The following is a 20,317-nucleotide window of genomic DNA, read 5'->3' as shown; positions in this document are numbered from 1 at the left end:
CCTGGACCGCGTCCACCGGGCCGGGGCGCCGAGCCGGTGCGCGTCCGGTCCGGCGGCCGGCCGCGGCGGGTACACAGCAGGGGAGTTCGTGCGCTGATGACCATTGACCACGAGAGCGTGCCGCGACCGGGCAGGACGCTGACCGGCCCCGGCCGGCGCGGCGCCCGCCCGGACGGCCACCCCGGCACCCGCCCGGACGGCCGCCCCGGCACCGGCGTGCTCGACCGGCCGGGGGCGCGCTCGAAGGGCCGCCCGAAGTCCCGGCCCGCCGCCCCCCGGGCCTCGGCGGGCGTCGGACGGCACCGCGGTCGCCTGCACTCCCGGGTCGCCCTCCCGCTGTCCCTGGCCGCCGCCGACAGCCTGGCGGTCGGTCTCGCCGCGGCCGCCACCACCCCCGCCGGCGCCCGCCCGATCGCCACCGCCGTCCTGCTGCTGCCCGCGCTGCTCCCGCTCAACCTGGCCGGCGGCCTCTACCGCACCCGGCTCAGCCTGTCCGCGCTCGACGAACTGCCCGCCCTGGCCGCCCGCGCCGCCGTCGCCACCGCCTTCGCGATCACCGCCGACGCCTGCCTGGCCGGGCGCTGGGCCGACCTCGGCCCGGTCAGCCCGCTGCGGCTGCTCGCCCTGCTGCTGCTGGTGCTCCCGCTGGCCGCCCTCGGCCGGGCCTTCGTCCACCACCTCACCCGCCGCTCCCGCCGCCGCCGCCCCAGCCCGGTGCTGATCCTCGGCGCGGGCGAACTCGGCCAGCAGATCGCCGCGGTGCTCACCGCCCGCCCCGAGTACGGCCTGCGCCCGGTCGGCTACCTCGACCCGGACCCGGTGCTGCTCCCGCCCGGCTCCCCGCTGCCGGTGCTCGGCGGCCGCGAGGTGCTCGGCCGGGTGCTGCGCCGCTACCGGATCCACCACGTGCTGGCCACCGCGGGCGCCGCCGACGAGGCCGAGACGCTGTCCGCGCTGCGGCACGCCGCCCGGCTCGGCTGCCAGGTCTGGCTGGTGCCCGGCCTGCGCGAGTTCGACTCCGTCCAGGGCGCGGGCGACCACCTGTGGGGCTTCCCCTGCCTGCGCCTGGGCGCCCCCGCGATGCGGCGCGGCGGCTGGGTCGTCAAGCGCGGCTTCGACGTCCTCTCGGCCGCCCTCGGCCTGCTGCTGGTCTCCCCGCTGCTGGCCGCCTGCGCCCTCGCGGTGCGCTGGGAGACCGGCCCCGGCGTGCTCTTCCGCCAGCAGCGCACCGGCCTGGACGGCCGGGTCTTCACCGTCCTCAAGTTCCGCACCCTGCGCCCCTCCGACGAGCACGAGTCGGCCACCCGCTGGAACATCGCCCAGGACCACCGGATGGGCGCCGTCGGCAGGTTCCTGCGCAGGACCTCGCTGGACGAGCTGCCGCAGCTGTGGAACGTGCTGCGCGGCGACATGAGCCTGGTCGGCCCGCGCCCCGAACGCCCGTACTTCGTCATGCGGTTCGGGCAGGCGTACCCCGAGTACGCCGACCGGCACCGCGTCCCGGTCGGCCTGACCGGGCTGGCCCAGGTCAACGGCCTGCGCGGGGACACCTCGATCGAGGACCGGGCGCGCTTCGACAACCGCTACATCGAGGGCTGGAGCCTGTGGGAGGACGCCAAGATCCTGCTCCGCACCGCTGCCCTGGTGGTCCGCCCGGACGGGAGCTGAACCCATGGCCGTCGCCATCCAACTTCCCTACCCAGCAAGGCGGTTGACCAGGATAGTGCCCGCCCGGCCGAGCTGGCTCGCGGCGGCCACGGTGCTGCTGGTGTGCGTGCCGACGGGGGAGAAGGACGTCGCCGCGTCCGTGCACGTCACCCCGGCCGACCTCGCCTCGCTGGCCCTGGTCGGGCTGGTCGCCCTCGACCTGCTGCGCGGCCGCCTGCCCCGGCTCGACCCGGCCGCCTGCGCGCTGCTGGGCGGCGTGGTGCTGGCCGCCGCCCTCGCCACCGTGCACTCCATCGACCCGGCGAGCAGCGTCACCGGCTTCGTCCGGCTGGTGCAGATCTTCGTGCTCGTGCCCGCCGCGGTGCTGCTCGCCGTCCGCGACACCCGCGACCGCCGCCTGGTCCTCGGCTCCTTCGTGCTGGCCGCCCTGATCGAGGGCGCCGTCGGCGCGAACCAGTACCTCACCCGCACCGGCGCCTCCTACACCGGCCAGCCGATCCGGGCCGTCGGCACCTTCGGCGCGCTCGACATCATGGCGATGTCCACCGTCGTCTCGTACGGGCTGCTGGCCGCCCTCGGGCTGGCCCTCGCCGAGCGCGGCCCCGGCGGCAGCCGCTGGCTGCGCCGCACGATGTGGGCCGCCGCCGCGTTCCTGGCCTTCCCGCTGGCCGTGTCGTTCAGCCGGGGCAGCTGGATCGCCACCGCCGTCGCCGCGAGCGTGCTGCTGCTGCGCGCCGACGCCCGGCTCGCGGTCAGGGGCGTGCTGGTCGGCGCCGCCGCCGCGGTGGTGCTGGTCGGCGGGTTCGGCCTCGGCGCGTCCGGCGTCACCGAGCGGCTCGGCTCGATCGGCTCGGTCTCCGCCGCCCCCGACCAGTCGGTCTCCGACCGCTACGACCTGTGGGCCACCGCGGGCCGGATCTGGCAGGACCACCCGATGACCGGCGCCGGCCCCAAGGCCTTCCAGCAGCTGCGCGACAGCCACGCCCCGCTGCGGCTCTCCTCCGGCAGCGACGCCGCCGACGCCACCATCGGCTTCCAGCGCGAACCGCTGCTCTCCCCGCACAACATGTACTTCCTGGTGCTCAGCGAGCAGGGCCTGCTCGGCGTCATCGCCTACCTGGCGCTGTTCCTCGCCCTGCTGACCGGCTGCCTGCGCCGCGCCACCGGCCCCGGCCTGGCCGCGCTCGCCCTGCTCTGCTGGGTGCTCTGGGACTTCCTCTACGCCGACATCGGCGGCACCACCACCGTACTGACCTCGGTGGTGCTGGGCCTGGCCGCCCGCACCGCCTTCCCCGGCCCCGACTCCCGCGAAGCAGACGGTGCATGACGACAGACCAGCCGGTGGCCCGACCCGCCCCGGCCACCGCCCCGGCCGCGGCCGCCCCCGGCGCCGTCCCCGCCCCGCGCGCCGCCGCCGAACCGGCCAGGCGCGGCTTCCTGGCCAAGGCCCTCGGCGTCACCGCACTGCTCAGCGCGGCCGGCTCCGGCCTCGGCCTGCTCCGCGACCTGCTGCTGGCCCGGTACTTCGGCGCCAACCAGGGCACCGACGCCTTCCTGGTCGCCTGGACGGTACCGGAGACCGCCGCGCCGCTGCTGATCGAGGACGCGATGGCCTTCCTGATGGTCCCGGCCTTCAGCCTGGCCCTGGTGCTGCGCGAGGAGCGCCCCCAAGGGCCGGACCCGGTGCGGCAGTTGACCCGCTCCACGCTGCCCTGGCTGCTGCTCGCGCTGTGCACCCTCTCCGGCGCCGTCGCGCTCGGCGCCCCCCGGCTGGTCGAGCTGCTCGCCCCCGGCCTGGCCGACCCGCAGCTCGCCGTCACCTGCACCCGGATCACCGCGCTCACCATCCTGCCGTTCGGCGTCGCCGGGTACCTGGCCTCCGCGCTGCGCGCCCTGCACTCCTTCACCGCACCCGCCGTCATCTACGTGATGTACAACCTGGGCATCCTGGCCCTGCTGCTCAGCGGCCACCGGCTGCTCGGGGTCCGCTCCGCGGCGATCGGCGTCGCGGTCGGCAGCGCGCTGATGGCGGGCGTGCTGCTGCTGCCGTTCGCCCGGCGGCTGCGCGCGGGCGGGCGGCGGCGCGGGCTGCGCCGGGGCGCGGCCCGCCGGCTGGTGCTGATCCCGCTGGCGCTGCTGCCGGTCGCCGCGTTCACGCTGACCCGGCAGGCCCAGGTGTTCATCGAGCGCTACCTCGGCTCCGGCCTGCCGCCCGGCACCATCTCGCACCTCAACTACGCCGCCAAGGTCAGCCAGTTGGCGATGACCTCGGCGATCCTGATCGTCACCGTCACCTTCCCGGTGGTGGCCCGGGCGATGGCCGCCGGGGACTTCACGGCGGCCCGCGACCGGGTCGAGAAGGACCTCGGCCAGGCCGCGGCCCTCGTCCTGCTCGGCACCGCCTTCCTGATGGCCTGCGCCCCCGCGCTGGTCGCCCTGCTGTTCCAGCGCGGCGCGTTCGGCCCGGCCGACACCTCCGCGACCGCCGCCGTGATCCGGGTCTACTCCTTCGGGCTGCCCGCCCAGGCGATGATCGGCGTGATGGTCCGGCCGTACTTCTGCGTCCGCCCGGTGGTGCGCCGCGCCGACACCCCGCGCGCCGAGGGCGACCGGACCACCTGGCCGGACTGGTACCCGGTCGGCGCGATGCTGCTCGGCCTGACCGTCACCGTCGGCGTCGGCGTCGCCGCCACCCCGCGCTTCGGGGCGCTCGGCCTGGCCGCGGGCAACGCCGCGGGCATCACCGCCACCGCCGCCCTGCTGATGCGCGGCCTGATGCTGCGCGGCGTCGCCCTGCGGCTGCCCCGGGTGCTCGGCGGCCAGGCCCGGCTGCTGGCCGCCGCCCTGGCCGCCGCCGCGCTCGGCTGGCTGGCCACCCGGGCGGTCACCGGCCCGCTGCCCGCCGCGCTGCTCGGCGGCACCACCGTCCTGCTGGTCTTCGCCGCCCTCGGCGCGCTGTTCGGCGCCGCCGAGGTGCGCGGCCCGGTGCTCGGCCTGCTGGCCCGGGCCCGTCGGCCGCAGCCCGCCCTGTCCCCCGCCGCCGAAGGGAGGCCCCATGGCCGCTGACCCCCGCCTACCGGCCCAGGCCCTCGCCCCCCGGCTCGCGCCCTGGATCCTGATGTACCACTCGGTGGCCGAGGAGGAGGAGGACCCCTACCTGCTCACCGTCACCCCCGAACGCTTCGCCGAGCAGATGGACTGGCTGCACCGCACCGGCCGCCGCGGCGTCAGCGTCCGCGAACTGCTGGCCGCGCAGGCCCGCGGCCGGGAGGCCCGGCTGGTCGGCCTGACCTTCGACGACGGATACGCCGACTTCGCCCGGCACGCCGTCCCGGTGCTGCGCGAGTACGGCTTCACCGCCACCGCGTACGTCGTCCCCGACCTGCTCGGCACCGAGAACGGCTGGGACGCCGAGGGTCCGCGCAAGAAGCTGCTCACCGTCGAGCAGGTCGTCGAACTCGCGGGCGCGGGCTGGGAGATCGGCTCGCACGGCCTCGGCCACCAGGCGCTGCCCGGCCTCTCCCCGGCCGCCCTGGAGCGCCAGACCGCCGACAGCCGCCGCGCCCTGGAGGACCTGCTCGGCCGCCCCGTCACCGGCTTCTGCTACCCGTACGGCGCGGTCGACCTGCCCGCCACCCGGGCCGTCCGGGACGCCGGGTACGACTACGCCTGCGCCATCGACCACTCCTGGCTGACCGGCCGCCACGCGCTGCCCCGCTGCTACGTCGGCGACCGCGACGGCGCCTGGCGGCTGCGCGCCAAGCACGGTCGGCACCGCTGGCGGGACGCGGTGACCGGGCTGCGCTGGGCCCCGCCGAAGTCCCGTCCGGCGGCGGCCGCGGGGGAGCCCCGATGAGAGTCCTGCACGTGGTCACCGGCCTGCACGCGGGCGGCGCCGAACGCCAACTCGCCCTGCTGCTGCGGCACCTGCCCAAGGACCAGCAGCACGAGGTGGCCGCCCTGACCAACCCCGGCACGGTCGCCCGCGAACTGCGCGCCGACGGCTTCACCGTCCACCACCTCGACATGCGCGGCAATCGCGACCTCGCCGTGCTGCCCCGGCTGACCAGGCTGATCCGCTCCGGCCGCTACGACCTGGTGCACACCCACCTCTACCGGGCCATGCTGTACGGGCGCCTCGCCGCCCGGCTGGCGGGCGTGCGCACGGTGGTCGCCACCGAGCACTCGCTGCAGTCCGGCGTCATCGAGGGCCGCCCCACCTCGCGCGGCGTCCGCGCCCTCTACCTGGGCGCCGAGCGGCTCGGCACCACCACCCTCGCCGTCTCCGGCCAGGTCGCCGCGGTCCTGGACGAGTGGGGCGTGCCCGCCGAGCGCATCCGCCTGCTGCCCAACGGCGTGGACGCCGCCCGCTACCGCTTCACCCCCGCCGCCCGGGCCGCCCACCGCGGCCGCCTGCGCGCCCAACTCGGCCTGCCCATCGGTGTGTTCGTGGTCGGCGCGGTCGGCCGGCTGGTGCCCGGCAAGCGCTTCCACGTCCCGCTGGAGGCGCTCGCCCGGCTCACCGACGCCCGCCTGCTGCTGATCGGTGAGGGCCCCGAACGGGACGCCCTGCTCGACCTGGCCGCCCGGCTCGGCGTCCGCGACCGCCTGGTGCTCACCGGCGAACGCGACGACGTCCCCGAACTGCTCACCGCCGTCGACGTGCTGGTCTCCCCCTCCCGCGAGGAGACCTTCGGCCTGGCCGCCCTGGAGGGCCTCGCCGCCGGGCTCCCCCTCCTGCACTCCGCCTGCCCGGCCCTGGCCGAACTCCCCGCCGACGCCGCCCCGCACGCCCGGCTGCTCCCCTCCGACCCCGAGTCCTACGCCCGCGAACTCGCCCTCCTCGCCACCACCCGCCCCGGCCCCCACCCCGTTCCCCCCGCCGTCGCCCACTACGACATCGCCCGGATCGCCACCGACCTGGCCGCCCTCTACCGCCACCTGACCGCCCCGGACGGGGGGCCGGGCCGGGGCCCGGACCGCTCCGCGCCGTTCACCCGCGCCCTCCGCCGCCCGGGGGGCGGGCCCGCGGCCGCTCCGGACGGGGACTCCCGTCGGGCGCCCGCCCCCGGCGGCCGGGTGCTGCCCGCCCAGGACCCCGACCGGTCCGGGGCCGCGCCGACGGCCGCCCCGGCCGGGGGCCCGGACCGCTCCGCGCCGTTCGCCCGCGGCTTCCTCCGCCCGGGACGCGGCCCGGCCGCCGCCGCGGACCCCGGCCCGCCCGTTCCGGCCCCGCCGCAGGGGCGGGACGGGCGGCCCTAGCCGCCCCCGGCGGCCCGGCGTCCCGCGCGGCCGCGCACCGCTCAGTTCACCCCTTCGACCCTCCTGGAGTCACCGATGCCCGAACCACGCCGCAGCGCCCGCGCGCTGGCCCGCCGCTGGTGGCCGCTGGCCGTCGCCGTCCCGCTGGGGGCGCTGGCCGGGGCCGGCTACGCCGTCGTCTCGCCGCCCAGCTACGCCGCCAGTTCCTACGTGGTGGTCGTCCCCAACAACCCCGGCGAGAGCTCGACCGCGGTCAACTTCGCCCAGGCGTACGGCCGGTTGACCGGTCAGCCGCAGGTGCTGCTCGGGGCGGCGGCCGAGAGCGGCCACTCGGTGGCCACGCTGGCGGGCATGGTGCGCGGCACCACCTCCCCGGACGCCCCGGTGATCGAGATCACCGGCACCGGCCGCCGCGGCGAGGAGGCCGTGAAGAACGCCGACGCGGTCGCCAGGTCGCTGATCGCGTTCGGCAACACCAGCAGCAAGGAGACCGGCGTCCGGCTGGTGCCGCTGGCCCCCGCCGCCGAGCCCGACGCCCCGGCCTCCCCGTCCGCCGCCCTGGACACCGCGGTGGGCACGGCCGCGGGCGTGCTGCTCGGCGCGCTGGTGATGCTCACCCGCCGCAGGCCCGCGCCCGCCGCCGGACCGGCCCTGCCCGCCCAGCCGGAACCCACCGCGGCCGAACCCGCGCAGGCCGAACCCGCGAAGGCCGCCGCGAAGGCCGCTCCCGAGCCGGCGGCCGCCCGGTGAAGCTCCGTCAGCGGCTCGGCCCCGGCCCCCGGGTGCCCGCCCAGCCGGCCCGGTCCGTCGCCGACAGCGAGCGGTGGAGCGCCGAGGTGCTGCGCACCGACGACGCCCTGGACCGGCTCGCCGACGACTGGGACGACCTGCACCGCCGCTGCTCGACCGCGACCTCCTTCCAGGCCGCGCCCTGGCTGCGCTCCTGGTGGCGCCGGTACGGCCGCCCGGGCGCGCTGGTGCTGGTGCTGGTCCGCCGGGACGGGCGGCTGGTCGGGGCGGCCGCGCTGCGCCGCCGCGGCCCGTTCGGCGGGCTGACCAACCTGGGCGCGGGCCTGGTCGACTTCACCGACGTGCTGCTCGACGACGACTGCGCGGACCGGGCCGCCGCCGAACTGGCCGCCGCCCTCCCGCTGCGCCGCCCCTGGCACAGCCTGGAACTGCGCGAGGTGCACCCGTCCGCGGCCGTGCAGCGGGTGTACGCGCACTGGCGGGGCCGTCGGCACCGGTTCGCCGACTCGCTGTGCCAGTACCTGCCCGCCGTCCCGATGGACGAGCTGCTCAAGCGGCTGCCCGGCAAGACCGCCCAGCGCAGCCGGGTCAAGCTCCGCAAGATCGCCCGGTCAGGGGTGGTGGTGCACTCCGCGACCGCCGAGGAGGTCCCGTACACGGTCGGCGAGTTGCTGCGGCTGCACATGCTGCAGTGGCAGGACCGCGGGGTCACCCCGGAGCACCGCACCGCGCGCTTCGCCGAGCACCTGACCGAGTCGACCACCGGCCTGGTGGCGTCCGGCCGGGCGGCGATACACCGGTTCGAGCTGGACGGCGAGGTGGTGGCGGTGAACCTGGTGATCCTCTGCGCCCCGTTCGGCGGCCTGTACATGTACGGGGCGCACCCGAAGCTGCGCGAGCAGCTGGACATCGCGGGCCTGCTGTTCGGCGCCGCCCTGGACGAGGTCCGCGCCGCGGGCATCCCGCTGCTCAGCCTGCTGCGCGGCCAGGAGCCGTACAAGCAGCGCTGGCGGCCGGACCAGCTGTCCAACCAGCGCCTGGTGCTGGGCCCCGGCCGCCTCGCCCCGTGGGCCGCGGCCCGCGCGCTGCGGATCGGGGCCCGGACCGCCGCGGTGCACGTGCTGCGCACCCGGGCGCCGAAGCTGAAGGAGGCGCTAGCGCAGCGGCGACTGCGGTGAGGTCCTCACCGGCCCGACGGCCCCGGAGGAGCCCGACATCAGCTGCTTGTACACCGCGGCCGACCTCGGGTTCTCCTTGCACTGCCAGAAGCCGTGCGGGCAGTAGTCGGTGACGGTCTGGTAGGCGGTGTCGTGGGTGCGCATCCACTCCACCATCCGCCGCACGAACTCCGGGTTGTCGCCGTTGCGGAACAGCCCCCACTCCGGGTAGGACACCGGCTTGCCGCGCTTGGCGGCGAACTCGACCTGGTCCTGCAGCCCGTACGGCTCGGAGACGTACTCGTCGAAGGTGCCGCCCGCGGGCTGGTCGTAGCTGTCCATGCCGATGATGTCGACCACGTCGTCGCCGGGGTAGCAGCGCGTCCAGGGGACGGCGTCCAGCCCGCGGGTGGGGGCGAAGTCGAAGGAGAAGTGCTGGCCCGGCACCGAGCGCATCACGCCGACGATCCGCCGCCAGTACGCCTTCCAGGCCGTCGGGTCGGGCTTGCAGCGCGAGGTGTAGGTGACGCCGTTCATCTCCCAGCCGAGGGTGATGACGGTGTCGCCGCCGCCGAAGGCGACCAGCTTCCGGGCCAGGCGCAGGAAGTGCTGGTCGAACTCGCCCTGGTTGCCGCGGGCCAGCAGCCGGGCCACCTCGGCGTCCGGCACGTTGCCCTCGTTGGGCACGAGCATCGGCACGCCCAGCACCAGCCGCCGCCCCGGGTCGGACTGCCGCCACTGCGACCACAGGCCCAGCACCATCGGCTCGCCCTCGATGTCCTGCCAGCCGTTGCCCGCCAGGTAGGTGTGGCCGACCTGCATGTTGGCGTTGTTCAGCCAGGACGCCATCCGGGCGATGTTCGGGATGTACGTGTCCCAGGAGCCGACGAACGCCCCGAACGGCACTTCGTGCACCGCCCGCTGCACCACCGGCCGGGGCGCGGCCCCGCGCGGCTGGACCGCGTCCGAGGAGAGCGCGGCGTGCCGCTCGGTCTGGCTGAGCGGGGTGCCGGACGGCACGCTGGCGGTGGTCACCAGCAGCAGCGCGGCGGCGGCCAGGGTCAGGCGGCCGAGACGCATGGGATCTCCGTACGGGTCCAGGGACGGTTTCCGGCCCCAGGAGCCTAGCCTGACAGACCGTCATAAATGCCCCGTGTCACCCCAACGGGTCACTCCGGGGGCCGGTCAGCCGAAGGTGTCGCACTTCGTCATGTCGCCGGTGCGGTAGCCGGTGGTGAACCACTGCTGCCGCTGCGCCGAGGAGCCGTGGGTCCAGCTCTCCGGGTTGGTGCGCCCGGTGGCCCGCTGCTGGATCCGGTCGTCGCCCACCGATCCGGCGGCGTCCAGGGCCAGCGCGATGTCCTGGTCGGTCAGCCGGGTGATCAGCGGCCGCCCGGTGGACGGCTGCGGGGTGGTGGTGGCGTGGTGCGCCCACACCCCCGCGTAGCAGTCGGCCTGCAGCTCCAGCTTCACCGAGGCGCTGTCCGCGCCCTGCCGGTCGCCGCCGACCCTGGCGGTGGTGCCCAGCAGGTTCTGCACGTGGTGCCCGTACTCGTGCGCGACCACGTACGCCTCGGCGAACGGGCCTCCCTGGGCGCCCAGTTGGCGGCCCATGTCGTCGAAGAAGCCGAGATCGAAGTAGGCCTTGCGGTCGCCGGGGCAGTAGAAGGGGCCGACCGCCGAGGTCGCGGTGCCGCAGGCGGTGGCGACCCGGTCGGTGAACAGCACGCCGGCCGCCGGGGCGTAGCTGCGGCCGCGGGCGGTGAACTCGCCCTGCCAGTACGCCTGGACGCTGTTGACCACGGCCAGCACCCGGCAGTCCTGCCGCCGGTTGGCGTCCGCGCCGGTCCGGCAGGCGGCGTTCAGCTGGGCGGAACTGGTGGCCTGCCCCACCGGGGGTGCGGCGGGTTGGTCGGCGGCGCCGAACAGCCCCGGGTCCACCCCGAACAGCAGGGCCGCCAGCAGGCCGAGCAGGCCGATCACGCCACCGCCGACGGTCAGGCCGCCGCCGGGGATGCCGCGCCGGTCCTGGACCTGCGAGGCATCGAGTTCCGCGTCGTCGTCGAACTGCATTCCGTCTCACCTCTGTAACAGTCCGTGGGCCACCGAACGCGTACCCTAACCGGCCCGGAGCATGTGCGGGCCGCGTGACGGCGCAGGTCGCGCCGGGTCGCGTCGGCGGTGGACCGGGGCCGGGAGCCGGGACACGCCGGGGTCGGGCGGGCGGTAAACCCGGCGGTCCCGTCAGTGCCCGCCGGATAAACTCCGGCCGTGTCCTTCAACCCGCTGAGAAGCCTGTCGCCCCGTTCGGTCCTGCCCGCCGCCGCCGTCCTGCTGGTGCTCGCGGCCGGTGCCGCGGCCCACGCCAACCGTCCCGAGCCGTTCGGCGACCGGGTGGTCGCCGGTGCGTCGGACGCCAGCCCGGTCAGCGCGCAGTCGACCCCCGCGGAGCAGACCGACTTCAAGGTGGGCCCCGGCGTGGAGGCCTTCTCCAGGTCCACCGGCGAGCGGCTGTGGTCCTACCGGCGCGAGGGCGCGACCGCGCTGCACCTCACCCTGGTCGGCGAGGACGCGGCGGTGGTCTGGGACGACGGCATGGTCACCGCGGTGGACACCGGCGACCACTCGGTGCGCTGGCACCGCAGCGTCCCCGGCCTGGCCGACTGGCTGCGCGCCGAGGGCGAGCCGGGCGCGGAGGGCCGCACCGAGGAGCAGCGCAAGCAGCTGATGGCCCAGCGCGCCGCCGAGGCCCTGCACCCGTCCGCGGACAAGGTCAACGACGCCTTCGTGACGGTGGTCACCCCGAGCCTGCTGATGGGCTTCCGCGAGCGCGACGGCGACCTGCGCTTCAACTCCCGCCCCCCGGCGGGCTGCACCTTCTCCCCGGTGCGCACGGCGGAGACCGACGACGCGGTGCTCGTCCCGCGGCTGTGCCCGCCCACCACCGGCGCGGGGGCCCGTCAACTGCCGGGTGGCGTGATGGTGTTCTCGCTCACCGACCACGGCAACTTCCTCAACACCGGCCCCGACGTGGTGATGCGCCCGCTGGACGGCCACCGCGTCTCGGTCGAGGACGGCCCGGTGATCGGCACGTGGGTGTACGACACCACGCTGGGCGGTCGCGAGGCCGCCTGCGGCACCGACGGCGCCCCGTTCGCGGCGGCCCGGACGGGCTGCGCGAAGTGACCGCCCCGGCCCGGTCGGCACCCGCTGCCGCCCGGGCCCGGGCCCGGTGGTGCCCGCCGTCGCGGCCGGTGCCGAAAAAAGGCTTTCCCGCCCTCCCGTAGACTTGGTCCCAATGGCTGAGTGCCATACCCACGTCGAGGAGAGACCCCAGCCATGATTTCCGCGAACGCCCTGGAGCTTCGTGCCGGTGCCCGCATCCTGATCGAGTCCGCCAGCTTCCGGATCGCCCCGGGCGACCGGATCGGCCTGGTCGGCCGCAACGGCGCGGGCAAGACCACGCTGACGAAGGTGCTGGCCGGCGAGGGCCTCCCGGCGGGCGGCACGGTCACCTCCTCCGGCGAGGTCGGCTACCTCCCGCAGGACCCGCGCACCGGCGACCTCGACGTCCTGGCCCGGGACCGCATCCTCTCCGCCCGCGGCCTCGACACCGTGCTGAGGAAGATGCGCGAGAACGAGGAGCGGATGGCCAACGGCAAGGGCGCCACCCGCGACAACGCGATGAAGAAGTACGCCCGGCTGGAGACCGAGTTCCTCACCAAGGGCGGGTACGCCGCCGAGGCCGAGGCCGCCACCATCGCCGCCGCGCTGGGTCTGCCCGACCGCATCCTCGGCCAGCCGCTGCACACCCTCTCCGGCGGTCAGCGCCGCCGCGTCGAGCTGGCCCGGATCCTGTTCTCGGACGCCGACATCCTGCTGCTCGACGAGCCCACCAACCACCTCGACGCGGACTCCATCGCCTGGCTGCGGGACTTCCTGAAGACCTACAAGGGCGGCTTCATCGTCATCTCGCACGACGTCGACCTGGTCGAGACGGTCGTCAACAAGGTCTTCTACCTGGACGCCAACCGCTCCGCCATCGACATCTACAACATGGGCTGGAAGCAGTACCAGCAGCAGCGCGAGGACGACGAGAAGCGCCGCAAGCGCGAGCGCGCCAACGCCGAGAAGAAGGCCGCCACGCTCAACGCGCAGGCCGACAAGATGCGGGCCAAGGCCACCAAGACGGTCGCCGCGCAGAACATGGCCCGTCGCGCCGAGAAGCTGCTCTCCGGCCTGGAGCAGGTCCGCCAGTCCGACCGGGTCGCCAAGCTGCGCTTCCCGGACCCGGCCCCGTGCGGCAAGACCCCGCTGACGGCGTCCGGCCTGTCCAAGTCGTACGGCTCGCTGGAGATCTTCACCGACGTCGACCTGGCGATCGACCGCGGCTCCCGGGTCGTGGTGCTGGGCCTGAACGGTGCGGGCAAGACCACCCTGCTGCGGATGCTGGCGGGCGTGGAGAAGCCGGACACCGGCGAGGTGATCCCGGGCCACGGCCTGAAGATCGGCTACTACGCGCAGGAGCACGAGACGCTCGACCCCGAGCGCAGCGTGCTGGAGAACATGCGCTCCGCCGCGCCGGACACCGACCTGGTGCAGATCCGCAAGATCCTCGGCTCCTTCCTGTTCTCCGGCGACGACGTGGACAAGCCGGCCGGGGTGCTCTCCGGCGGCGAGAAGACCCGGCTCGCGCTGGCCACCCTGGTGGTCTCCAGCGCCAACGTGCTGCTGCTCGACGAGCCGACCAACAACCTGGACCCGGCCAGCCGCGAGGAGATCCTCGGCGCGCTGCACTCGTTCAGCGGCGCGGTCGTCCTGGTCACCCACGACGAGGGCGCGGTCGAGGCGCTCCAGCCGGAGCGGATCATCCTGCTGCCCGACGGCGTCGAGGACCTGTGGAGCCCCGCCTACCACGACCTGGTGTCGCTGGCCTGACCCCGCCCGGCCACCCCGCGGCCCGCTCGGGGCCACCGTACGGACCTCGCGCGTAGACGCGGGGTCCGTCGTCGGTACGAGGGGGACTCGTCCCCCGTCGACCCCGGCCTCCCCGGGGGCGGGGCTCCGGCGGCCCGCACCGGGGTGCGCGGTTTGCCCGCTGACGGTCCGGGCTGATCAGCGGATTCGCTCACCGGAGCGATTCCGGAAGGGGCGTGCACACCCTCCGTGAGCGCCCTGGTGCGGAGCGCGCACCACCACTCGTGTCCGCTTTCCCGCGACGGACCTTGTCGAATGGGTGGCCAGGAACGGGGCAATGGGTGATCATGGGAATCTGACCGATCACCTCTACGAGGAGGCACGGGTGGCCGAGACTCTGAAAAAGGGCAGCCGGGTGACAGGTGCCGCGCGTGAGAAGCTCGCGGCCGATCTCAAGAAGAAGTACGACTCCGGGGCGAGCATTCGGGCCCTCGCGGAGGAGACGGGCCGGTCCTACGGCTTCGTCCACCGGATGCTCAGCGAGTCCGGGGTCAACCTCCGGGGCCGTGGCGGCGCCACCCGCGGCAAGGGCAAGACCGCTGCCGCTGCCGGTTCCTGACGGTCCGTCACTCCGGGCGGGCGGCACCCGAGCAGCCCCGGCCGCCCACGCCCACCAGCACGCTGCTCGCCATGCACGACGCTCCGCAACGGATCGGCGGCCGGGTCACTCCCGAGCCGCCGACCGTCGTTTCCGGGCGCCTCCGCGACGGTCGGCGAAGGTGCCTGTACGCGCGCCGGAGCCTTTGTTACCCTCCAGTAGCCCGTCGGGGTCGGCGGGCGCCCCGCCCCGCCGCTGGAAGGTAGCCCGCCATGACCACCGAGATCCCCGACGCCGACCGCACCGAGTGGGAGAAGGCGGGCGTCCGCCTCGACCTCGACGGCGAACTCGCCACCGTCACCCTCTGTGACCCGGCCCGCCGCAACGCCCAGACCCCCGCGATGTGGCGCGCCCTCGCCGCGGTCGGCCGCGCCCTGCCCGGCAGCGTCCGGGTCGTCCTGCTCCGCGGCGAGGGCAGCTCCTTCTCGGCCGGCCTCGACCGCGCCATGTTCACCCCCGAGGGCATCCCCGGCGAGACCGGCTTCCTGCAGCTCGCCGCCTCCGCCGACGCCGAGCTCGACGCCACCATCGCCTTCTACCAGGAGGCCTTCACCTGGTGGCGCCGCAACGACCTGGTCAGCATCGCCGCCGTCCAGGGCCACGCGGTCGGCGCGGGCTTCCAGCTCGCCCTCGCCTGCGACCTGCGGATCGTCGCCGAGGACGTCCAGTTCGCCATGAAGGAGACCTCCCTCGGCCTGGTCCCCGACCTCGCCGGCACCAAGCCCCTCACCGAACTCGTCGGCTACGCCCGCGCCCTGGAGATCTGCGCCACCGGCCGCCGGGTCGGCGCCGAGGAGGCCGTCGCCACCGGCCTGGCCAACCTCGCCGTCCCCGCGACCGACCTGCCCGCCGCCGCCGCCGACCTGGCCGCCGCCCTCCTCGCCGCCCCCCGCGGCGCCGTCATCGAGACCAAGGCCCTGCTCCGCGGCGCCATCGACCGCACCTACGACCAGCAGCGCGCCGCGGAGCGCGAGGCGCAGGCGCGCCGCCTCCGCGACCTCGCGGGCCGCTGACGGCGGGAGCCGGGCCAGGGGGCGCACCCGATCGGGGTGCGCCCCCACCTGTCTGTACGCACTTGTGGTGCGGCTCGCGTGGCGCAATGTCAGGGTTGGGGTGATTTGCGATATAGCTGGTGTCGAACGTCAGGAGACCCGAGATGACGCAGCCCCACACCCCCACCCCCGCCGACCTGCAGAAGGACGCGCCGGAGAAGCGGCCGCCCGGTGAGCGCGGCAGCACCTCCCTCGCCGTCGGCGTGGTGGAGAAGATCGCCGGCATGGCCGCCCGGGAGGTCTCGGGCATCCACGCCCTGGGTTCGGGCTTCTCCCGGACCTTCGGGGCGATGCGGGACCGGGTGCCGGGTTCGAGTTCGAAGTCCGGTGTCGGACGCGGGATCAAGGCGGAGGTCGGCGAGAAGCAGGCCGCCATCGACATCGCGCTGGTGGTCGAGTACGGGGTGGTGATCCCCCGGCTGGCCTCCGAGGTGCGGGCGAACATCATCGAGGCGGTCGAGCGGATGACCGGCCTGGAGGTGGTCGAGGTGAACATCTCCGTGAACGACGTCCACCTGCCCGACGACCCCGACGAGGACGAGGAGGAGGACTCCCAGTCCTCCGGCAAGCGCCCCCGCGTGCAGTGAGTCGTGACCGTCCGGAGTGCCGAGCAGCAGGATCGCGAAGGAGCAGTGGATGAACCTGGCGTTGATGGGCTTGCTCACGGGCATGGCCCTGGGCTTCGCCGGCTACTTCGGCGGGTTCGGTGCGTTCCTGCTGGTGGCGGCGCTCGGGGCGGTCGGCTTCGTGGTCGGGCGGCTGATCGAGGGGGACATCGAACTCGGTGACCTCGGCGACCTGCTGCGCGGCCGGGACCGGCGGCGCTGATGGCCGGGCCGGGGGTGGTCGCGCAGCGCGGCGGCGAGCGGGTCGCGGACCGGGTGTACCGGCGGATCGCGGCACGCGCCGCCGCCGACGCGCTCGCCCCGGCCTGGCAGGGCCGGCCGGGGTCGGGCCCGTACCCGAAGGTCTCGGCGCTGCTCTCGCACGGCCGGGTCCGGCTGACGCTGCACCTGGAACTGCCGTTCCCGTCCGACGTCGGCACCCTCGCCCGCACGGCGCGCGACGCGGCCTGCCGCACCGTCACCGAACTCACCGGCACGCCGGTGACCGGGGCGGACGTGGTCGTGGACCGCCTGCACCCGGCGGCCGCCGGATGACCGGGTCGCAGCCCGGGCCCGCGGCGGAGCCCGTACCGGGGCCGGCGCACGGGAGCGGGCCGAGCGAGGTGGACGGCAGGCGGCGACGGGCCGGGCGGTGGCTGCGCTCCGAGCGGGCGGTGCCGACCGCGCTGGTGGTGGCGGTGCTGCTGGTGGCGGCCGGAACGCTGCTGTACGACGTGGTGGCGGTGCGGGCGGGCGGGCAGGCCAGGCCGTGGCGGCGGGAGCTGTCGCAGCAGCTCGCCACCCGGCACCTGGACGACCCGTGGGTGCTCGGCATCGCGGGCGGCGCGGTCGTGCTCGGCCTGCTCCTGCTGTGGCTGGCGTTCGCCCGCGGCCTGCGCGGCTGGCTCGCGCTGGAGCCGCGCGGGGCGGCGATCCACCGCAGGGCCGTCGCCGCGCTGATCGCCCGGCGCGCCCAGCAGCGCCCCGACGTGCACTCCTGGCAGGTGAAGGTCGGCCGTCGGCGCACCCGGGTCACCCTGACCGGCACCACCGACCCGGCCGGCGCGGAGCGCGAGCTGCGGGCCGAGCTGGCCCGCGTCCCGCTGGCCGCCCCGCACCGCCTGGACGTCCGCACCAGGGCGGTGCACGAACGCCACCACCGCCGGGAACTCGCCGAGCTGGAGCCGCCCCGATGAGTCGACGCGCCGTCAACCGCACCGTCCTGGGCCTGGTCGGACTCGGTCTGCTGGCCGGCGGGGCGCTGGTGCTGCTCGGCGGGCTCGACGCCTACCGGCACCTCGGCGTCACCCCGCCCGACTGGTGGCCGCTCACCTCGCCCGACCAGCCCGTGCTCAGCGCGGCCAGCCGCACCCGCTGGAGCGACCGCGACTGGTGGTGGCCGGTGGCGATCGCCGTCCCCGCGCTGGTGGTCGTCGGCTGCCTGTGGTGGCTGTTCTCCCAACTGCGCCGCGGCGGCCCCGCCGGGGTCGACCTGCCCTCGCCCGCGGCGCCCGGCCAACCGCACTTCGCCCTGCACGTGCGCAGCCGGGCCGTCGAGGAGGCGATCGAGGCCGAGACGGTCGCCCTCCCGGACGTCGAGCGGGTCACCGTCAAGGTCACCGGCGCGGCCCGCCGCCCCGAGGTGCGCACCGCCGTGCGGCTCGCCCCCGGCGCCGACACCGGTGCCCTGGTCACCGCCTACCGCGCCGGCCCGGTCGAGCACGCCCGCCGCTCCCTGGGCCTGGCCGTGCTGCCCGCCCAGCTGCGCCTGCGCGGTGCGAAGGTCCGCAAGGAGCGGTCCCGCAAGAAGGCCCCGCGGGTCCGGTAGCGCGGGGAACGGCGCGACCGGCCGTGCAGTTCCCCGCGCCCCCGGCTGCGCCCGCAGGGCCTACAGGCCGCGGGTGGCGCCGCCGTCGACGGGGAGCATCAGGCCGGTGAGGTAGGAGGCGGCGGGGGAGAGCAGGAAGGCGGCGGTGCGGCCGAACTCCTCGGGGGTGCCGTAGCGGCGCAGCGGGATGGCGGCGGCCGCCGTCTCGCGGGCGGTGGCCGGGTCGGGGGCGAGGGCGTCGAGTTCGCGGACGCGGTCGGTGTCGATGCGGCCGGGGAGCAGGCCGAGGACGCGGATGCCGCGGGGGCCGAGTTCGTCGGCGAGGGTCTTGGCGGCCATGGCGAGGCCCGGGCGCAGGCCGTTGGAGATGCCGAGGCCGGGGATGGGCTGGCGGACCGAGGTGGAGAGCACGAAGGCGATGACGCCCCCGGCGGGGAGGTGCTCGGCGGCGGTGCGGGCCAGGCGGAGGGCGCCGAGGAAGACGGAGTCGAACGCGGTGCGCCAGGCCTCGTCGGTGGCGGTGGCGACCGGGCCCGCGCTGGGCCCGCCGACGCTGATCAGGATGCCGTCGAAGCCGCCGAAGCGGCTGCGGGCGGCGTCGACCAGGCGCTGCGGGGTGGCCGGGTCGGCGTTGTCCGCGCCGACGCCGTGGGCGTCCCCGCCCAGGGCGTCCGCGGCGGCGGTGGCCGCTGCCTCGGTGCGGCCGGTGACGACCACCTTGGCGCCTTCGGCGACCAGTTGCTGCGCGGTGGCGTGGCCGAGTCCCCGGGTCGCGCCGGTGACCACGTACACCTTGTCCTTGAGTCCGAGATCCATGCCGACCATTCTCGCCGGTCGGCGCGGATCCCGGACGGAGGGTCAGCCCACCGGGACGCCGGGGTTGGTGAGGGCGGCGGGGCCGGTGGCGGTGTTGTCGGCGGTGACGGTGACGGGGCAGGCGGTGGCGTCGTAGTTGGTGACGTCGATCGCGTACTTGGCGGGGGCGGTGCCGGTGGCGCCGGTCAGGTCGGAGGTGTTGCCGCGGAAGACGGTGCCGCAGCCCCAGCCGGGCTGCTGGGTGTGGGTCTGGTAGCCGTCGTTCAGGGTGTGCACGCCGGTGTTGTTCTCGATGACGTAGCCGTTGCCCTTCACGTCGACCCAGGAGTCGTCGTAGTTGACGTTCGTCAGGCCGTTGCCGTCGAAGCGGTTGCCGGAGACCAGGCCGCCCGTGGTGCCCTCCTTGAGGTCGACGTTCTCGCCGCCGATGTTCGGGCCGATGGTGTTGTTCAGGATCTGCACGTGGTCGCTGTGGTCGGTGAGCGTGTTGGCGGTGCCGACGTACACGCCCTCGCCCTTGCCGTCGTGGGCGGTGCCGGTGTCGTGCACCGTGGAGTTGCGCAGCACGCCGTAGCTGGAGGAGTTGCGGAAGTGCACGCCCTCCATGGTGGTGTGGTGGACCGTCACCCCGTCGAGCACCACGTGGTCCGAGGCGTCGACCACGATGCCCTTCTGGGCGTTGGTGACGGTGACGCCCCGGACGGTCCAGTACGGGGCGCCGGCCAGCGAGAGGCCGTAGCCGCCGCCGGTGGAGGTGGTGAGGACGGCGTTCGGGGAGCCGGTCAGGGTGATCCGGGCGGCGGCGGTGCCCGCCGTGGTGATCTTGAAGTTGCCGGTGTAGGTGCCGTCGGCGAGCTGGATGGTGCGGCCGGGGACGGCGGCGCTCAGGGCGGCCTGGAGCTCCTTGGCGGTGGAGACCCGGACGGTGTCCGCCGGGGGCGGGGAGAGGGTGGCGTCGTTCTGGCCGGGGGTGCTGACCGGCGCGGAGGGCGTGGGGGAGGCCGAGGCGGGCGGGGGCGAGGTCGGGGCGGCGCCGGTGGCGGTCAGCGAGACGTCGTCGGCCTGGTAGGGGCTGCCGTACCAGCCGCTCAGCGCGACGGTGACCCGGGTGGTGTTCGGGCCGGTGGTGAAGGTGCGGGTGAGCTGCGTCCAGCCGGGGGCGTTCGCCCAGGTGGAGGTGGACACGCCGGTGCCGGAGGCCGCGAGGGTGACGTACGGGCCCTTCACCCAGGCGGTCAGGGTGTAGCCGGTGTTCGGCTGGACGGTGACGCCCTGGGTGCACGGGGCGAGGTCCGCGGAGCCGGGGGAGGCGGTCAGCGCGGCGGTGCCGGAGTGCGGGGCGGAGGTGGTGGTGGCGGCGGTGCCGGTGCACGTCCAGGGGGAGAGCGAGGCGGACTCGAAGCCGCCGTTGACGAGGAGTTCGGTGGCCGCGCCGGCCTGGGCGGGCAGCAGCGCGAGGACGGCCGAGCCCAGGGCGAGGGCGCCGGCCGCGGCGGCGCCGCGGTGGGGGCGGTGTGTCATGACGGTCGCTCCGGTGTGGGGGGAAGAGCGGTTCGGGGCGGGTGCACGGCCAATGTGGACTAGACCAATGGGGGGAGTCAATG

General features: G+C 75.6%; 19 protein-coding genes and 2 pseudogenes. 16 read left to right on the top strand and 5 right to left on the bottom strand.

Translation table 11 applies throughout. The features are described from left to right. The first annotated feature begins 96 nt into the window (after positions 1-96). The 7 genes and pseudogenes from QSK52_RS08185 to QSK52_RS08155 all read left to right on the top strand — a co-directional run bounded on the left by QSK52_RS08185 (position 97) and on the right by QSK52_RS08155 (position 8,858). Positions 97-1,668 (top strand): sugar transferase, encoded by a 1,572-nt coding sequence (locus QSK52_RS08185; RefSeq protein ID WP_285735244.1) that lies wholly within the window; start codon positions 97-99, stop codon positions 1,666-1,668. Positions 1,669-1,672: 4 nt separating this feature from the next. Next, positions 1,673-2,995: an O-antigen ligase family protein gene (locus QSK52_RS08180; RefSeq protein ID WP_285735243.1), complete on the top strand. Its 1,323-nt coding sequence runs from the start codon at positions 1,673-1,675 to the stop codon at positions 2,993-2,995. Beyond that, on the top strand, positions 2,992-4,734 hold the full coding sequence (locus QSK52_RS08175) for a lipid II flippase MurJ (protein WP_285735242.1): 1,743 nt from the start codon (positions 2,992-2,994) through the stop codon (positions 4,732-4,734). The genes QSK52_RS08180 and QSK52_RS08175 overlap by 4 nt, the downstream gene beginning before the upstream one ends. Beyond that, positions 4,724-5,524, top strand: a complete 801-nt coding sequence (locus QSK52_RS08170) for a polysaccharide deacetylase family protein (RefSeq protein WP_285735241.1) — start codon at positions 4,724-4,726, stop codon at positions 5,522-5,524. Before QSK52_RS08175 ends, QSK52_RS08170 begins: the two co-directional genes overlap by 11 nt. Beyond that, positions 5,521-6,621: pseudogene (locus QSK52_RS08165) on the top strand (glycosyltransferase); the annotation flags it as partial. The gene QSK52_RS08170 and the pseudogene QSK52_RS08165, both read left to right, overlap by 4 nt. Before the next feature lie 384 nt (positions 6,622-7,005). Then, complete coding sequence (locus QSK52_RS08160; protein ID WP_285735240.1) at positions 7,006-7,680, top strand: Wzz/FepE/Etk N-terminal domain-containing protein; 675 nt, start codon at positions 7,006-7,008, stop codon at positions 7,678-7,680. Then, the gene (locus QSK52_RS08155) at positions 7,677-8,858 is read left to right on the top strand and encodes a GNAT family N-acetyltransferase (RefSeq protein WP_285735239.1); all 1,182 of its coding nucleotides are present in this window, start codon (positions 7,677-7,679) and stop codon (positions 8,856-8,858) included. The genes QSK52_RS08160 and QSK52_RS08155 overlap by 4 nt, the downstream gene beginning before the upstream one ends. Here QSK52_RS08155 and QSK52_RS08150 read toward each other — a convergent pair. Further along, positions 8,835-9,917, bottom strand: coding sequence for a glycoside hydrolase family 26 protein (locus QSK52_RS08150; protein ID WP_285735238.1), 1,083 nt, complete (start codon positions 9,915-9,917; stop codon positions 8,835-8,837). The genes QSK52_RS08155 and QSK52_RS08150 overlap by 24 nt on opposite strands. Positions 9,918-10,022: 105 nt before the next feature. Continuing rightward, the gene (gene ypfJ, locus QSK52_RS08145; RefSeq protein WP_285735237.1) at positions 10,023-10,910 is read right to left on the bottom strand and encodes a KPN_02809 family neutral zinc metallopeptidase; all 888 of its coding nucleotides are present in this window, start codon (positions 10,908-10,910) and stop codon (positions 10,023-10,025) included. A gap of 198 nt (positions 10,911-11,108) precedes the next feature. On the opposite strand from ypfJ, the gene QSK52_RS08140 reads away from it, so the two are divergent. The 9 genes from QSK52_RS08140 to QSK52_RS08100 all read left to right on the top strand — a co-directional run bounded on the left by QSK52_RS08140 (position 11,109) and on the right by QSK52_RS08100 (position 17,897). Then, a complete protein-coding gene (locus QSK52_RS08140) occupies positions 11,109-12,023 on the top strand; it encodes a hypothetical protein (RefSeq protein WP_285735236.1) in 915 nt (304 codons plus the stop codon). Positions 12,024-12,176: 153 nt separating this feature from the next. Beyond that, positions 12,177-13,775: an ABC-F family ATP-binding cassette domain-containing protein gene (locus tag QSK52_RS08135; protein ID WP_285735235.1), complete on the top strand. Its 1,599-nt coding sequence runs from the start codon at positions 12,177-12,179 to the stop codon at positions 13,773-13,775. Positions 13,776-14,139: 364 nt separating this feature from the next. After that, positions 14,140-14,373, top strand: a complete 234-nt coding sequence (locus QSK52_RS08130; protein ID WP_043912348.1) for a helix-turn-helix domain-containing protein — start codon at positions 14,140-14,142, stop codon at positions 14,371-14,373. Between the two features lie 251 nt (positions 14,374-14,624). Next, on the top strand, positions 14,625-15,425 hold the full coding sequence (locus QSK52_RS08125) for an enoyl-CoA hydratase/isomerase family protein (RefSeq protein ID WP_285735229.1): 801 nt from the start codon (positions 14,625-14,627) through the stop codon (positions 15,423-15,425). Positions 15,426-15,568: 143 nt separating this feature from the next. After that, a complete protein-coding gene (locus QSK52_RS08120) occupies positions 15,569-16,051 on the top strand; it encodes an Asp23/Gls24 family envelope stress response protein (protein ID WP_285735227.1) in 483 nt (160 codons plus the stop codon). A 49-nt stretch (positions 16,052-16,100) separates the two neighbouring features. Further along, positions 16,101-16,292, top strand: coding sequence for a hypothetical protein (locus QSK52_RS08115; protein ID WP_285735225.1), 192 nt, complete (start codon positions 16,101-16,103; stop codon positions 16,290-16,292). After that, a complete protein-coding gene (locus QSK52_RS08110) occupies positions 16,292-16,624 on the top strand; it encodes a hypothetical protein (RefSeq protein WP_285735223.1) in 333 nt (110 codons plus the stop codon). The genes QSK52_RS08115 and QSK52_RS08110 overlap by 1 nt, the downstream gene beginning before the upstream one ends. A 68-nt stretch (positions 16,625-16,692) precedes the next feature. Further along, positions 16,693-17,265, top strand: coding sequence for a DUF6286 domain-containing protein (locus tag QSK52_RS08105; protein WP_285735222.1), 573 nt, complete (start codon positions 16,693-16,695; stop codon positions 17,263-17,265). Then, on the top strand, positions 17,262-17,897 hold the full coding sequence (locus QSK52_RS08100) for an alkaline shock response membrane anchor protein AmaP (protein WP_285735220.1): 636 nt from the start codon (positions 17,262-17,264) through the stop codon (positions 17,895-17,897). Before QSK52_RS08105 ends, QSK52_RS08100 begins: the two co-directional genes overlap by 4 nt. Positions 17,898-17,957: 60 nt before the next feature. Here QSK52_RS08100 and QSK52_RS08095 read toward each other — a convergent pair whose 3' ends face one another. The 3 genes and pseudogenes from QSK52_RS08095 to QSK52_RS08085 all read right to left on the bottom strand — a co-directional run. Further along, complete coding sequence (locus QSK52_RS08095) at positions 17,958-18,713, bottom strand: SDR family oxidoreductase (RefSeq protein ID WP_285735217.1); 756 nt, start codon at positions 18,711-18,713, stop codon at positions 17,958-17,960. 42 nt (positions 18,714-18,755) lie between these two features. Then, positions 18,756-19,760 (bottom strand): right-handed parallel beta-helix repeat-containing protein, encoded by a 1,005-nt coding sequence (locus QSK52_RS08090; RefSeq protein WP_285735452.1) that lies wholly within the window; start codon positions 19,758-19,760, stop codon positions 18,756-18,758. 48 nt (positions 19,761-19,808) lie between these two features. Then, positions 19,809-20,234, bottom strand: a pseudogene (locus QSK52_RS08085) (carbohydrate binding domain-containing protein); the annotation flags it as partial. Between the last annotated feature and the right edge of the window lie 83 nt (positions 20,235-20,317).

Origin of the sequence: Kitasatospora phosalacinea, from assembly GCF_030268885.1 — a bacterium.
GTDB lineage: Bacteria > Actinomycetota > Actinomycetes > Streptomycetales > Streptomycetaceae > Kitasatospora > Kitasatospora phosalacinea_C.
Note: the sequence above shows the minus strand (reverse complement) of the source record. Positions and strands in the feature narration are given on the sequence as shown.